Genomic DNA, 14,966 nt, shown 5'->3' with positions numbered 1-14,966 from the left:
GCCGTTCCGGCGGCCGGTGCCTAAGAAGTCAGGACGCGTCACGCGCGCCCGGCGAGATACCCGACGAGCAACGCGAGCCCCGCCACCGCGCCGAGCGTATGCCACGGCTTGTCATGCACGAAGTCGTCGGCATAGCCTGCAGCATCGTTGAACCGGCTTGCGACGGCGCCGCTCGCGCCGTTCATCTGCGAACGCGCGGTCTTGAGTTTCGACTGCAGCTCCTTGCGCAGTTTGTCCGCGTCGATGTCCTTCGCGTTCTGGATCGAACTTTCCAGATCGTCGAGCAGGCTGCGCAACTGACCGCTGGCCGAATCGACCGCGTCGCTCGCACCGCGCACCGCGCGTTCGCCAAGGTTGGCTGCGCCATTGATTTTGCTGTCGAGCGTCGAACGTGTGAACAATCCCATTTCCTTGCTCCTTATTGACGTTGCCGAGGAAGAATGACGCCGGGCTCGCGTCGTGTCGTCTTGTTGCGCGGATGGCCCGGCGCGCCGCTTACTGCCGCGGTTACAACATTACGACCCGTGCCCCCGCCGCCCGCGTTCCCTCCCTGTCTTCCTCGTAGGCCGGCGCCGGGGTATGAACCCAGAATACACCGTTGAGCAAGCTTCATTCCTCGACGAGCGCCACGAGGTCCGTTTCGCGCTCGTTCTGCGTGTGGCGGCGCATTGCGAGCGCCATCATCGCGCACACGAACAGCCCGAACACGACGATGATCCACTGCACCGGCACTTTCGACGTCAACATCAGCGCGTAGGCGCCGAGCATCGCCAGCACGGCGAGATTCTGATTGAAATTCTGCACGGCGATGGAATGTCCGGCGGATAGCAGCGTCGCGCCGCGATGTTGAAGGATCGCGTTCATCGGCACGATGAAAAAGCCGGACAGCCCGCCGAGCGCGATCATCAGCGGATAGGCCATCAGAATGTACGCCGGCGCGAAGAACGGGCCGATCTGCACGCCCGCGCCGGCCGGGAACAGGTCCTTGTTGTAGAACGCCATCGCGACGGCCACCGCGCCGATCAGCACGCCCACCGGCAACACCCTGAGCGACTGGCGCAGCACGATCCACGCCGATGCCGCTGCCGCGCCGAGCGCGATGCCCAAGCCGGTTATGCCCTGCAGCACGGCCGCCTTCGACAGCGACAGGCCGAGGTTCGCATCGGCCCATTTGAGCACGAGCAACTGCAGCGTGACGGCCGCGCCCCAGAGCAGTGTCGTGACCCACAGCGCGATCTGCGCGAGCTTGTCCTTCCAGAGCACCATGAAGCAGTGCGAGAAATCGTTGACGAGCTTCGTCGGCTCGGTCAGCAGATTCGGATAGCGCGCGCCGGTATCGGGAATGAACACGTTGATGACCGCCGCCGACGCGTAAATCACCATTACCGCGAAGAGCGCGGCATGCGCGGCGGTGCTCACGAACGGCAGATGCGCGTGCGTGACCCAGCGCGCCACGACCCGGCTCACGAGCGCGCCGCCGATCACGGTGCCGAGAATCGTCGAGCCGACGGTCGCCGATTCGAGCCATGCGTTCGCCGCGATCAGCTTCTGCGGCGGCAGCAGCTCGGTGAGAATGCCGTACTTCGCGGGCGAATACGCGGCTGCGCCCAGACCGACGACGCCGTACGCGATCATCGGATGCATACCCGCGATCATCATCGCGCAGCCAGCCGCCTTGAGCGCGTTGGAGATGAACATGACGTGGCGCTTCTGGACCGCATCGGCGAATGCGCCGACGAATGGTGCGAGCACAACATACGAAATCGTGAAAAAAATCTGCAGCAGCGGCGTGACCCACGGCGCGGAACGCACGACGGCCAGCATCGCGATCGCGGCGATGAGGAGCGCGTTGTCGGCGAGCGACGAAACGAATTGCGCTGCGATGATCGTGTAGAAGCCTTTTTTCATGAGCGGGAATGACGTGCCGGACCCGACATGCGGCCCGCGTGGCGGAGAAACGGGAGAAGGGCGGATGAACCGCGCGCCCTCTGGGACGAGGGCGAAAGGTTGCACTGTAACGGAGCCCTGCATTCGTTGCAGAGCAGGCGGCGCGCCCGCAGCGCGAGCGGAGGGAAGCGGAGAGAAAACCAGGGGCGAAAAACAAAGGGGCGCAAGACGCGCCCCTTTAATTGCTGCTTATTCGCCCGTCAGGCGCGTGCGCGAGTACAGGTCGAGAATCTTGATCATCTGCGCGTACACCTTCGGATTGGCGGCGACGATCTCATTCTTGAACAGGAAGTCCGATTCGCCGGTGTAGTTGCCGACGAGTCCGCCCGCTTCGGTGACGATCAGGCTGCCCGCCGCGACGTCCCACGGATGGATGCCCTGCTCGAAGAAGCCGTCGAGGCGTCCGGCCGCGACGTTCGCGAGATCGAGCGCGGCCGCGCCCGGGCGGCGCAGGCCCGCGCACGAGAGCGTCATTTCGCTGAAGAGGCGCATGTAGGCGTTGAGGCCCTGACCGTCGCGGAACGGAAAGCCGGTGCCGATCAGCGCATCCGACAGACGGTCCAGCTTGCCGACGCGGATGCGCCGCTCGTTCAGATACGCGCCGCGGCCGCGCGAGGCGGTGAAGAGATCGTTGCGCGTCGGATCGTAGACGACGGCCTGCGTGACGATGCCCTTGTGCACGAGCGCGATCGACACGCAGTAGTACGGGAAGCCGTGGATGAAGTTGGTGGTGCCGTCGAGCGGATCGATGATCCACTGGAACTCGGACTCGCGATCCGTTTCGCCGGATTCTTCGGCGAGGATGGAGTGGTCGGGATAGGCGGTATGCAGCGTCTCGATGATCGCTGCTTCCGACGCCTTGTCGACTTCCGTCACGAAGTCGTTGTGCTGCTTCTTGCTGACCTGGAGGCGGTCCAGATCGAGCGACGCGCGGTTGATGATCTGTCCGGCGCGGCGCGCGGCCTTGACAGCGATATTGAGCATCGGATGCATGAGCGAAATCCTCTGACCGCCCGAATGCTCACGCGAAGTGAACGCACGCAGGCGGAAAAGTTGGCGACAACGACTATGTCGACGAAAGACGAATTGAATAAGAGCGGGGCGTTCGCGCGAAGGTTCGACTGACCGTGAAATCCGTTCGCGGCGCGCGAAGGCGCCATTTTACCCGAAAGTCGCCGCAATTCCTCGCATGTGGACACGAGTTTGAGCCGCATCGGCAAAGCGCGTTAACATATCCGGTTCGCACGTTCATCAACTTCAGCACAAATCGCGCCTTGGAACCCAACGATCTTTCCGCGCCTGCCGGCGGCTTCACGTCCACGCGCTTCATCCTCGTCGAGCCGAGTCATCCGGGCAATGTCGGCGCGGCCGCGCGCGCACTCAAGACGATGGGCTTCGCGCGCCTCGTCCTCGTCGCGCCGCGTGTGGCCGATGTCAAGAACGAGCCCGAAGCCATCGCGATGGCCTCCGGCGCCGACGACGTTCTCGCGTCCGCGCACGTGGTCGACACGCTCGCCGATGCGCTCGTCGGCGTGCGCTGGTCGGTGGCGCTGACCGCGCGCATGCGCGAGTACGGCCCGCCGCAGATGCCGCCGCGCGCCCTGGCCGAGCGCGCGCACGACTTCGTGCGCCACGGCGACATCGCGCTCGTGTTCGGCAACGAGCGCACGGGCCTGTCCAACGCGGACGTCGAGCGCTGCAGCGCGCTCGCGCATATTCCCGCCAATCCGGCCTACAGCTCGCTCAATCTCGCGCAGGCCGTTCAGCTGCTCGCCTACGAACTGCGGCTCGCGTTCCAGGCGCCCGCGAGCGCGCTCGCCGTCGTCGATTCGGCGGGGCAGAGCGCGTCGAGCGATGAAATCGAAGGCATGTACGCGCATCTCGAAGACGCGCTCGTCTCGCTCGATTTCCTCGATCCGGCCAATCCGAAGAAGCTGATGTCGCGCGTGCGGCGGCTCTTCGCCCGCTCGGGACTGGAGCGCGAGGAAGTGAATATCCTGCGCGGCATCGCGAAGCACATCCTGCTGCGCGCGAAGAAAGACTGAATGCGCGTGCTCGCCGGCAGCGACCGCGCTGCCATCGTGGGCATCGGGCAGAGTGTCCGCGCTCGTCCTACAATCGGCGAAAAACGGCGACTGCCGATATAAGCTTTGCGCGTTCCGTGCTTTGGGCGTTTTCCCGCGCTCCACGGCGCGCTCGTTCCCCTCAACAGAGACATCGCCATGTTCGACCGACTTCGCGAAGACATCGCCGCCATCCGCGAGCGCGATCCCGCCGCCCGCAGCGCGTGGGAAGTCGTCACCTGTTATCCCGGCCTGCACGCGATCGTGCTGCATCGTTTCGCGCATGCGTGCTGGAAGGCGCAATGGCGCTGGCTCGGGCGCTTCGTGTCGCAGGTCGCGCGCTTTCTGACCGGCATCGAGATCCATCCGGGCGCGACGCTCGGGCGGCGCGTGTTCATCGATCACGGCATGGGCGTCGTGATCGGCGAGACGGCCGAAATCGGCGACGACTGCACGATCTATCAGGGCGTGACGCTCGGCGGCACGTCGCTCACGCGCGGCGCGAAACGGCATCCGACGCTCGAGCGCGGCGTGATCGTCGGCGCGGGCGCGAAGGTGCTCGGCGGCTTCACGATCGGCGCGGACGCGAAAATCGGTTCGAACGCGGTCGTCGTGAAGCCGGTGCCGGCGGGCGGCACGGCGGTCGGCAATCCGGCGCGCATCGTGATGCCGGCGGTCGAGAAGAAGCGGTCCGATGAACCCGCGAAGAGCGGCTTTTGCGCCTACGGCATCACGCCGAACGCGGACGATCCGGTCTCGCTCGCGATCCACGGCCTCATCGATCACGCATCGACGCAGACGCAGCGCATCGACGAGATCGTCGCGGCGCTCGAGCGGCTCGGCGCGCGCGTGGAAGCGCTCAATGCCGCCGATGGCGCCGCGCTCGTCGATCTCAAGCGCCTGTGCACGTCGATGGACGGCAAGACCGAAGAGCGGGCCGCGTCGCTCGACCGCTGAAGCGTCAGAGCGGCAACGGGCTCACGCCGTCTGCGTCGAGGCGCAGATAGCCGCCGCGCGGCGTGTCGATGTCCAGTTCCCAGTCGGGCAGGACCCAGCGCACGCCTTCGACTTCGCGATGCATCGCCGGGCGATGCGTGTGGCCGTGAATCAGCGTATGCGTGCGGCTGTTGATGAAGAGCTCGGACACGGCTTTCTTCGTGACATCGTATTTCGCCTTGACGCCCGTCATGCGCGCGCCTTCGCTCTTCGTGCGCATGCGCTGGCCTATGCCTAGCCGCGTGTCGAGCGGCAGCGCGAGAAAGAGCCGCTGCGCGAGCCTGTTGCGCGCGAACGCGCGAAAGCCTTGATAGGCACGATCGGCCGTGCAGAGGCCATCGCCGTGCGCGAGCGCGATGCGCCTGCCGAACGCGGTGATCACGAACGGATCGGGCAGCGGCATCGCGCCGGCGTCTTTCATGAAGCGCTTGCCCAGCAGGAAATCGCGATTGCCGTGCATCACGTAGAGTCCGATGCCGCGCTCGGAAAGCGTGTGCATGAGACGCGTCATGCGGCGCGCGAAGCTGGCGCGCGCGTCGGTTGCGGGCGCGTCCAGAATGTCGTCGCCGATCCAGAACTCGAACAGGTCGCCGAGTATGAAGACGGAGTCCGCCTCGTTCGCCGTTACTTCGATGAAATGCTCGAACGCGGCGACCGTTCTCGGGATCGCTTCGGAGAGGTGCAGGTCGGCAATGAAAAACAGCGGGCGCGCGTTATGCGCTGCGCCCGCTGTCTCGTGACCGAACGTGGTCTTCGTGTCGATCATGCAATGACCGGGATCAGACTACGACGGCCTTTTCGATCACCACGTCGTCGACCGGCACGTCCTGATGGAAGCCCTTCGAGCCGGTCTTGACCTTCTTGATCTTCTCGACCACGTCCATGCCTTCGACGACACGGCCGAACACCGTGTAGCCCCAGCCTTGCGGCGTCGGCGACGAGTGGTTCAGGAAGTCGTTGTCCTTCACGTTGATGAAGAACTGCGCGGTCGCCGAATGCGGATCGTTCGTGCGCGCCATCGCGATCGTGCCCGTGTCGTTCTTGAGGCCGTTGTTCGCTTCGTTGTTGATCGGCGCGTCCGTGCCTTTCTGATTCATGCCCGGCTCGAAACCGCCGCCCTGGATCATGAAGCCGTCGATGACGCGGTGGAACACGGTGTTGTCGTAGTGACCCTTCTTCACATAGTTGAGGAAGTTCTCGACGGTCTTAGGCGCCTTGTCCGCGTCCAGTTCGAGCTTGATGACGCCGTGGTTCGTATGCAATTCGACCATGATGATGTTCTCTCCAATGTGTGTTTGATTTGAGCCCCGGCGCGGCGTGCGCGCCGGGTCAGCGACATGCGCTTCTGGTTACTGCGAGACCACGCTCGCCGACTCGATCACGGTCGGCTTCTGCGGCACGTCCTGCATCGGGCCGCGCGTGGTGGTCGGGCTGCCTTCGATCTTCTTCACGACGTCCATGCCCGCGACGACCTTGCCGAACACGGCATAGCCGTTGCCGTCCGGGCTCGGATAGTCGAGACCCGCATTATCGACCGTATTGATGAAGAACTGTGCCGTGGCGGAGTTCGGGTCGCTCGTGCGCGCCATCGCGATCGTGCCCGTGGCGTTCTTCAGACCGTTCTTGCTCTCGAGCGGAATCGGCGCGCGCGTCGGCTTCTCCGCGAAGCTCGTGCTGTAGCCGCCGCCCTGGATCATGAAGCCCGGAATCACGCGATGGAAGATCGTGCCGCTGTATTGACCGGACTTCACGTAGTCGAGAAAGTTCGCGACCGTCTTCGGCGCCTTCTCCGGATAGAGCTCGACCTTGATGTCGCCTTGCGTGGTCTTGAAGAGCACGGTGGGGTGCGCGGCCTGCGCATTCGGCTGGGCGAACGCGGGCGCGCTCGCGATCAGGGCAGCGCTCGACAGCGCCAACATCAGGAATTTCATGAAGGATCGATCCTCGTGTGGTGAATGCAAAGCGTCAACCGCGAAGCGCGCGTCCGGCAAACTGCGACGCGCGGCGACAGCTTACCGCGCGCGCCGGTCCGTTCGTTCAAGGCTGCGCTTTCGGGGCGACATAAGGCGTGGTCGGCAGCGGCGCGGTCGGGCCGCCGAACGGCGAGTACTCGTCGGGCGAGGGCATCGGCGACGAGGTCGTGCCCGATGCCGGCGCCCATTCGTCGGCGGCCGTACGCGGTGCTGTCGCAGCGGGCGTGCCCGAGGCGATATCCGCCGCGCCCGCGCGCTTCTTCGGCGGATTGTAGATGTTCTGAATCGCCGCGATGCGCTGGCTCGTGACCGGGCTCTTCGAGCCGAGCGATTGCGCGCGCTTGTACGACTCGCTCGCGAGGCGAAGATAGAGGTCGCCCAGGTTGTCATACGCGAGCGCGTAGCCGGGGTTCGCCTTGACCGCGGTTTCGAGCGCGGCGCGCGCGTCCTCGTAGCGGCCCTTCTTCGCATAGAGCGCGGCGAGATTGTTGTACGGCTCGGGCAATTCCGGGTAAGCCTGCGTGAGCTCGGTGAAGGCGGCGATGGCTTCGTCGTCGCGGTTCAGGCGCGCGAGCACGGTGGCGCGCTTGAACTTCGCCTGCACGTCACGCGGATTGCCGGCGATGCGCGCATCGAGCTGCTTGAGCGCGGCGTTCCAGTCCTTGTTGGCGATGGCCGCATCGGCTTGCGGCGTGTCATCGCGCGTGGCCGGTGACGTCTGCGCGAGCGCGGCGCCCGACATGCCGATGCAGGCGGCGAATCCGAGCGTCGCGATGGCGAGCGTGCGTGCGGCGAAGGTGCCGAAGGTCCGGGCAACCGGCCGGCAGGAGAGTTGCAGAGGCGTGCGCGCGTTGCGATGAGTCACTTGGAATCGAGTCAATGAATGATGCAGCGAAAGAAGCCACGAAAGCGGCGAACGAGACGACGGGCGCGTACCCGCTTCGATGAGCGGATGGACGGGCCCGTGAATGCGCGCATGGACCGGAACGCGGGCAGAAATGCCCGATGCGGCACGCTGTCCGGCAAGGCTTTCAGCCCCGCCTGGAGCGCGGCTTGCACTGCCCGCCGCGCGGCCGCTTCGAGATTTCATAGGCTCAAGTCCCGGTGTTATACTCCGACCCATTCTAACAAAAGGTCTGCACGTCCCGCGCACGTGTCTTGCGCTTGGTGCTTGCCGGGCGCGTACCCGCGCCGACGCCAGACTGTCCTTCGCCACTCGTGGCCGTCTCCGTCCTGGTCGCATGACCGTCGTGTTCGCCATCGCGTGTGCGTCTTTCGTGACCCCCGCACGCATCGATCACGCCGCCTGCTTCCCGGCACACGGTGATTCCGGCCTACGCTTCGCCTTCTATGAACTCGCTGCGCATCTACAACACGCTCGCCCGTGACAAGCAACCCTTCACGCCGCTCAAAGCCGGCGAGGTACGCATGTATGTCTGCGGAATGACGGTGTATGACTATTGTCACATCGGTCATGCGCGCGTGATGGTGGTGTTCGATATCGTGCAGCGATGGCTGCGCACGGTCGGCTACAAGGTCACGTACGTGCGCAACATCACGGACATCGACGACAAGATCATCCGCCGCGCGGTCGAGAACAACGAGCCGATCAAGTCGCTCACGCATCGCTTCATCACGGCCATGCATGAAGACGCCGATGCGCTCGGCGTCGCGCGTCCGGATATCGAGCCGCGCGCGACCGACTTCATCCCGCAGATGCTCGGCATGATCGATGCGTTGCAGGCGAACGGCTATGCGTATCACGCGAAAGATGGCGACGTGAACTACGCGGTGCGCAAGTTCGCCGACTACGGCAAGCTGTCGGGCAAGTCGATCGAAGACCTCCGTGCGGGCGAGCGCGTCGCCGCCAACGATGCGAAGGAAGATCCGCTCGACTTCGTGCTGTGGAAGCAGGCGAAGGCCGACGAGCCCGCCGACTCCGGCTGGGACTCGAAGTGGGGCCGCGGGCGTCCGGGCTGGCACATCGAATGTTCCGCCATGGGCTGCACGCTGCTCGGCGAACAGTTCGATATCCACGGCGGCGGGCAGGATCTGCAGTTTCCGCATCACGAGAACGAGATCGCGCAGAGCGAAGGCGCGACCGGCAAGACGTTCGTGAACTACTGGATGCACAACGGCTACGTGCAGATCGACAACGAGAAGATGTCGAAGTCGCTCGGCAACTTCTTCACGATCCGCGAAGTCCTTGAAAAATTCGATGCCGAAGTCGTGCGCTTCTTTATTGCGCGGGCACACTATCGGTCGCCGCTGAATTACAGCGATGTGCATATCGACGACGCAAAGAACGCGTTGACGCGCCTATATACGGCGTTGAAGGATGTCGAGCCGGACAATCAGCAACTTGACTGGAACGAAGCGAACGCGCAGCGTTTCCAGTCAGCGATGAACGACGACTTCAACACGCCGGTGGCCGTGTCGGTGTTGTTCGATCTTGCAGGCGAAGTGAACCGCACGCGCGATGCCGCGCTCGCTCGCCAGCTCAAGGGTCTCGCCGGCGTGCTCGGCCTGCTCGGCCGCGAGCCGCGCGTCTTCCTTCAGCAGGCGGCCGGCTCGGGCGCGGAGCAGGGCCTTTCGCCGCAGGAGATCGAAGCGAAGATCGCCGAACGCATCGCCGCGAAGCAGGCGAAGAACTATGCCGAAGCAGACCGGATTCGCGCCGCATTGCTCGAAGCCGGTATTGCGCTTGAAGACAAACCGGGTGGGTCGACCGAATGGCGCCGCGTTTGAGCGCGGTCCTTCGAACCCTCTGATCGACTCACCAGGCAGGAGGCAAGATGGCAACGGCCAGGAAGGCGCCGGTCAAGCGACCCGCGTCTGTCAGCGATGCGTCGGGCGCAACGAAGCGCACGCGCGGCGCGCATACGAAAACGAACGCGGCCTCGAACGCGCAGAAGATCGATGGCGTGAGCACGGCAACCGGCCGCCCGACCGCGGTCAAGCGAGCGGGTGCCGGCATGAAGCCGACGAGAAGCGCCGCGCTCAAGGCACCGAAACCCGAGGCGACGGCGCGTCTGAACGGCGCGGCGCGCGCATCGAAGGCGGGCACCGAGGAAGCCGAGGCATCGCCCGCGAAGGGCAGCGGCCGCGCGGTCGCGGCAGGCGCGAGCGCGCAGGTGCTCGTGCCGGACACGCAGCAGGGCGAAGTCGTGCGCAAGTCGCGCGTCGTCACGTCCGATGCGGCGGTGCCGGTGCAGATCGGCGGACTCACGCGCGAAGTCGTCCGTCCTGACTACTGGGACCGCGCGTGCGCCGATCTCATGAAGCGCGACCGCATCCTCAAGAAGCTGATTCCGAAGTTCGGCGAGATTCACCTCGTCAATCTCGGCGATCCGTTCTCGACGCTCGCGCGCTCGGTGGCCGGTCAGCAGATTTCGGTGAAGGCGGCGCAAGCGATCTGGGAGCGCGTGAAGGCCGCGTGCCCGGAGATCCATCCGGCGCACTTCATCGGGCTGGGTCACGAGAAGCTCCAGGCGTGCGGTTTGTCGAAACGCAAGGCCGAATACATTCTCGATCTCGCGCAGCATTTCGAATCGGGCGCGCTGCACGTCAACGCGTGGACCTCGATGGACGACGAAGCCGTGATCGCCGAGCTCACGCAGATTCGCGGCATCGGCCGATGGACGGCGGAGATGTTCCTCATCTTCAATCTGTCGCGCCCGGACGTTTTGCCGCTCGACGATCTCGGCCTGATCCAGGCGATCAGCGTCAACTATTTCAGCGGCGAGCCGGTCACGCGCAGCGAGGCGCGCGAGGTCGCGGCGAACTGGGAGCCATGGCGCACGGTCGCGACGTGGTACATGTGGCGCAGTCTCAATCCGATCCCGGCAGATCACTGATTCCAGCCAGCGAATTACGGAACTATCGTTGTTTTATAATCCATAGCTTCCGCGCGCATTTATCAGGGACGGACGCGGTTAGAATACGCGCTGCCCGATGTTCTAGGACTCGAACACATGAAGACCACGTTTCTGGATTTCGAGCAGCCGATCGCTGAACTCGAAGCGAAGATCGAAGAACTCCGCTTCGTTCAGGACGATTCCGCTGTCGATATTTCGGAAGAAATCGACCGGCTGTCGAAGAAGAGCCAGCAACTCACGAAGGATCTCTATGCGAATCTGTCGCCCTGGCAGGTTTCGCAAATCGCGCGTCATCCGCAGCGTCCGTACACGCTCGACTATGTGAGCGAGCTTTTCACCGATTTCCACGAATTGCATGGCGACCGCGCCTTCGCGGACGACCTCGCGATCGTCGGCGGCTTCGCGCGATTCAACGGTCAGCCGTGCATGGTGATCGGCCATCAGAAGGGCCGCGACACGAAGGAGCGCGCGCTGCGCAACTTCGGCATGCCGCGTCCGGAAGGCTATCGCAAGGCCGAGCGCCTGATGCGCACCGCCGAGAAGTTCGGCTTGCCGATTTTCACGTTCGTCGATACGCCGGGCGCGTATCCGGGCATCGGCGCGGAAGAGCGCGGGCAGTCGGAAGCGATCGGCCGCAACCTGTATGTGATGGCCGAACTCAAGACGCCGATCATCACGACGATCATCGGCGAAGGCGGCTCGGGCGGCGCGCTCGCGATCGCCGTCGCGGATACCGTGATGATGCTGCAGTTCTCCACCTACTCGGTGATCTCGCCGGAAGGCTGCGCGTCGATCCTGTGGAAGAGCGCGGCGAAGGCGCCGGAAGCGGCGGAAGCGCTCGGTCTGACCGCGCATCGCCTGAAGGCGCTCGGTCTCATCGATAAGATCGTGAACGAGCCGCTCGGCGGCGCGCATCGCGATCCGAAGGGCATGGCCGCGCTGCTGCGCCGCGCGCTCGCCGATTCGCTGCGTCAGTTCCAGGGCATGAGCGTCAACGAGCTGCGCGAGCGCCGCTTCGAAAAGCTGATGGCGTACGGCAAGTTCAAGGAATCGATTCCGGGCGCCTGAATCCGCGCTCATCGTCATCTTTCTTCTCACGATCTCTCGTGACATCCGATAACGAAACCCCAGCCGGCCGCCTCGTCTTCGAGGCGGTGCGCGCGGCGGTTTCGGACGCGGATCTTTCCCCCGATGCGCTTCTCGCCGTCGCCTTGAGCGGCGGACTCGATTCGACCGTCCTGCTCGATGCGGCCGTGCGCTGCTTCGGCGCGCGCTGCGTCGTCGCGTTGCATATTCATCATGGGCTGAGCCCGAACGCGAACGCGTGGGCCGCGCATTGCGAGAGCTTCGCGCAATCGCTCGACGTGGCTTATGCGGCGCGCCATGTCGATGTCGCGCGCGCGGGCGGCGAGAGTCTCGAAGCGGCGGCGCGCGATGCGCGTTACCGCGCGCTCGATCAACTCTGCGACGAGCACGGCGCGAGCGCGCTCCTGATCGCGCATCATGCCGACGATCAGGCCGAAACCGTGCTGCTGCAACTGCTGCGCGGCGCGGGCGTCGCGGGTCTCGCGGCGATGGCGCCGCAGCGCTCGGATGGCGCGGCGCCGCGGCTGCGTCCGCTCTTGCGGCTCTTGCGCGCGCAGTTGGAGCAGTACGCGCACGAGCGCGATCTGAGCTGGATCGACGACGAATCCAACGCCGATACGCGCTATTCCCGCAACGCGCTGCGTCACGACGTGCTGCCGGTGCTCGCGGTGCATTTTCCCGGCTTCCGCGATGCGCTCGCGCGCACGGCATCGCATGCGGCATCGGCGCAGCGGTTGCTGGACCAGCTCGCGCGCATCGATCTCGAGCAGGTGCGAAGCGCCGTCGAGGACGGCGCGTTGACGCTCGACACGTTCCTCGCCCTCGACGACGAACGCGCGATCAACCTGATGCGTTTCTGGATTCGCTCGCGCGGCTTGCCGGCGGCATCGACGGCGCGTATCGCCGACATGCTGCGTCAGGTGCGCGACGCCGCCGCGGCGCGCGACGGCCACGCGTTGCGCGTCGATCATGCGGGGCATAGCCTGCGCGCGTATCGCAACGTGCTGTTCTGGGAGCCGGGCGACAGCGCCGATGCTCCCGATCTCGACGAAGGCGCGCGCGCGGCCCGCGCCACGGTGGATCTGCAATGGCAGGGCGAGGAAGTCTGGCGTCTGCCGCAATGGCGCGGCTCGTTCGTGTTCGAGCCGGCCGATGCGCCCGCCGACGACGTCGTCGGGGAGGGCGTGTTGCGCACCGCGCCGCTCGTCGCGCGCTCGCGGATGGGCGGCGAGCGCATGCGCGTCGCGGGCGAGGCGCCGAGCCGCACGCTCAAGAACCTGTTTCAGGAGCGCGGCGTGCCGGCGTGGAAGCGCGACGTGCCGCTGCTGTTCGTCGGCGAGGCGCTGCTGTTCGTGCCGCACGTGGGCGTGAACCGGGAAGCGGCGCCGAGCGCGGCGCACGGGCCGCTGCGGCGGATCGTGTGGCGGCCGGATTTGCTGCTGGCGTGAAGCGCTTTCGCGGGGCGTTGCGCCGAAGCCGGTAAAATCGCCGCCACGGGCGCGTCATCTTGTAATTTCAGCTTCGATCGGGTACGGTAACTCGTTTCGCCCAAGCGCGTTCTTGCGCGGCATCTGCGTTCAAAAGACTCGATTTCGCCCGCAACCACGCATCCGTGCGCCGCATACCCACATTCTTGTCAGCGCGCGGCGGGCGTGCGGCAGCGCCCGCGATCGTAGCCGGCTTCGACATCCCCTGAAGCGATCGAGCGCGAGTCTCGAGCGCTCTCGCGTTGAGCGCGTAAAGCGCGGTTTTCCTTCCAGTTCAGAACGACAATGGCACTCATCGTACACAAATACGGCGGCACCTCGATGGGCTCGGTCGAGCGCATCAAGAACGTCGCCAAGCGCGTCGCCAAATGGCACAAGGCCGGCCACAAGATGGTCGTCGTGCCCTCGGCGATGTCCGGCGAAACCAACCGCCTGCTCGGCCTCGCAAGAGACATCAAGGCCGATCCGGACCCGCGCGAACTCGACATGATTGCCTCCACGGGCGAGCAGGTGAGCGTGGGACTTCTCGCCATCGCGCTGCACGCCGAAGGCCTCGAGGCCGTGAGCTATGCCGGCTGGCAAGTGCCGATCAGGACGGACAGCGCCTTCACGAAGGCGCGCATCAGCGAAATCGACGGCGAGCGCGTGCTGAAGGAACTCGACGCAGGCAAGGTCGTGGTCATCACGGGCTTCCAGGGCGTCGATCCGGAAGGCCATATCGCGACGCTCGGCCGCGGCGGCTCGGACACCTCGGCAGTCGCGATCGCGGCGGCGATGAAGGCGGACGAGTGCCTTATCTACACCGACGTCGACGGCGTCTACACGACCGACCCGCGCGTCGTCGAAGAAGCGCGCCGGCTCGACCGCGTGACCTTCGAGGAAATGCTGGAAATGGCGAGCCTCGGCTCGAAGGTGCTGCAGATCCGCTCGGTGGAATTCGCCGGCAAGTATCAGGTAAAGACGCGCGTGCTCTCCAGCCTGACCGATCCGCTGATGCCGCTCGAAGACGAGATGCACTCCGGCACCCTGATTACTTTTGAAGAAGACGAGAACATGGAAAAAGCAGTGATTTCTGGCATCGCGTTCCAGCGCGACGAAGCGCGCATCGCGGTGATGGGCGTGCCCGACAAGCCGGGCGTCGCGTATCAGATTCTCGGGCCGGTCGCCGATGCGAACATCGACATCGACATGATCATTCAGAACCAGAGCGTGAACGGCAAGACCGACTTCACGTTCACGGTGGGCCGCGGCGACTATCAGCGCGCGCTCGAAATTCTGAACAACACGGTGAAGGGCCACGTTCAGGCGGAAACCGTGCTGGGCGACCCGAAGGTGTCGAAGGTGTCGGTGGTGGGCGTCGGCATGCGCTCGCACGTGGGCATCGCGAGCACGATGTTCCGCACGCTGTCGGAAGAGGGCATCAACATCCAGATGATCTCCACGTCGGAAATCAAGATTTCGGTGCTGATCGACGAGAAGTACACGGAACTGGCCGTGCGCGCGCTGCACAAGGCGTTCGAACTGGATCGCGGGTAA

Annotated in this window: 14 protein-coding genes; 7 read left to right on the top strand and 7 right to left on the bottom strand. The window is 65.0% G+C overall.

From position 1 onward, the window contains the following. Positions 1–38: 38 nt before the first annotated feature. From AWB78_RS00385 to AWB78_RS00375, 3 genes are all read right to left on the bottom strand, one after another. Positions 39–407: an ElaB/YgaM/YqjD family protein gene (locus AWB78_RS00385; RefSeq protein WP_062601379.1), complete on the bottom strand. Its 369-nt coding sequence runs from the start codon at positions 405–407 to the stop codon at positions 39–41. A 202-nt stretch (positions 408–609) separates the two neighbouring features. Next, the gene (gene lplT / locus AWB78_RS00380; RefSeq protein ID WP_062601378.1) at positions 610–1,908 is read right to left on the bottom strand and encodes a lysophospholipid transporter LplT; all 1,299 of its coding nucleotides are present in this window, start codon (positions 1,906–1,908) and stop codon (positions 610–612) included. 228 nt (positions 1,909–2,136) lie between these two features. Then, positions 2,137–2,940: an inositol monophosphatase family protein gene (locus tag AWB78_RS00375; protein WP_062601377.1), complete on the bottom strand. Its 804-nt coding sequence runs from the start codon at positions 2,938–2,940 to the stop codon at positions 2,137–2,139. A gap of 281 nt (positions 2,941–3,221) precedes the next feature. On the opposite strand from AWB78_RS00375, the gene AWB78_RS00370 reads away from it, so the two are divergent. Both AWB78_RS00370 and cysE read left to right on the top strand, forming a co-directional pair. Continuing rightward, on the top strand, positions 3,222–3,992 hold the full coding sequence (locus AWB78_RS00370) for an RNA methyltransferase (protein WP_062601376.1): 771 nt from the start codon (positions 3,222–3,224) through the stop codon (positions 3,990–3,992). Between the two features lie 177 nt (positions 3,993–4,169). Further along, positions 4,170–4,967, top strand: a complete 798-nt coding sequence (cysE, locus tag AWB78_RS00365) for a serine O-acetyltransferase (protein WP_062601375.1) — start codon at positions 4,170–4,172, stop codon at positions 4,965–4,967. 4 nt (positions 4,968–4,971) lie between these two features. Here cysE and AWB78_RS00360 read toward each other — a convergent pair whose 3' ends face one another. The 4 genes from AWB78_RS00360 to AWB78_RS00345 all read right to left on the bottom strand — a co-directional run bounded on the left by AWB78_RS00360 (position 4,972) and on the right by AWB78_RS00345 (position 7,844). Continuing rightward, positions 4,972–5,772: a UDP-2,3-diacylglucosamine diphosphatase gene (locus tag AWB78_RS00360; RefSeq protein ID WP_062601374.1), complete on the bottom strand. Its 801-nt coding sequence runs from the start codon at positions 5,770–5,772 to the stop codon at positions 4,972–4,974. A 13-nt stretch (positions 5,773–5,785) separates the two neighbouring features. Next, a complete protein-coding gene (locus AWB78_RS00355; protein WP_062601373.1) occupies positions 5,786–6,277 on the bottom strand; it encodes a peptidylprolyl isomerase in 492 nt (163 codons plus the stop codon). A gap of 78 nt (positions 6,278–6,355) precedes the next feature. Then, positions 6,356–6,937 carry a peptidylprolyl isomerase gene (locus AWB78_RS00350; protein ID WP_062601372.1) on the bottom strand — a complete coding sequence of 194 codons (582 nt, stop codon included), beginning with the start codon at positions 6,935–6,937 and terminating at the stop codon, positions 6,356–6,358. A 106-nt stretch (positions 6,938–7,043) separates the two neighbouring features. Next, positions 7,044–7,844: a tetratricopeptide repeat protein gene (locus tag AWB78_RS00345; protein ID WP_082883210.1), complete on the bottom strand. Its 801-nt coding sequence runs from the start codon at positions 7,842–7,844 to the stop codon at positions 7,044–7,046. Between the two features lie 485 nt (positions 7,845–8,329). Here AWB78_RS00345 and cysS point away from each other — a divergent pair, with 485 nt between their 5' ends. The 5 genes from cysS (at position 8,330) to AWB78_RS00315 (ending at position 14,966) form a co-directional block, all read left to right on the top strand. Continuing rightward, positions 8,330–9,727 carry a cysteine--tRNA ligase gene (gene cysS, locus AWB78_RS00335; protein WP_062601370.1) on the top strand — a complete coding sequence of 466 codons (1,398 nt, stop codon included), beginning with the start codon at positions 8,330–8,332 and terminating at the stop codon, positions 9,725–9,727. 47 nt (positions 9,728–9,774) lie between these two features. Beyond that, positions 9,775–10,836, top strand: coding sequence for an endonuclease III domain-containing protein (locus AWB78_RS00330; protein ID WP_062601369.1), 1,062 nt, complete (start codon positions 9,775–9,777; stop codon positions 10,834–10,836). A 117-nt stretch (positions 10,837–10,953) separates the two neighbouring features. Continuing rightward, positions 10,954–11,925 (top strand): acetyl-CoA carboxylase carboxyltransferase subunit alpha, encoded by a 972-nt coding sequence (locus AWB78_RS00325; protein WP_062601368.1) that lies wholly within the window; start codon positions 10,954–10,956, stop codon positions 11,923–11,925. A 38-nt stretch (positions 11,926–11,963) separates the two neighbouring features. After that, positions 11,964–13,391, top strand: a complete 1,428-nt coding sequence (tilS, locus tag AWB78_RS00320) for a tRNA lysidine(34) synthetase TilS (RefSeq protein ID WP_062601367.1) — start codon at positions 11,964–11,966, stop codon at positions 13,389–13,391. Positions 13,392–13,715: 324 nt separating this feature from the next. Then, positions 13,716–14,966, top strand: a complete 1,251-nt coding sequence (locus AWB78_RS00315) for an aspartate kinase (RefSeq protein ID WP_062601366.1) — start codon at positions 13,716–13,718, stop codon at positions 14,964–14,966.

Origin of the sequence: Caballeronia calidae (genome assembly GCF_900044055.2) — a bacterium.
GTDB classification, from domain to species: domain Bacteria; phylum Pseudomonadota; class Gammaproteobacteria; order Burkholderiales; family Burkholderiaceae; genus Caballeronia; species Caballeronia calidae.
The sequence above is the reverse complement of the archived record's forward strand: the minus strand, read 5'-3'. Positions and strand labels throughout refer to the sequence as shown.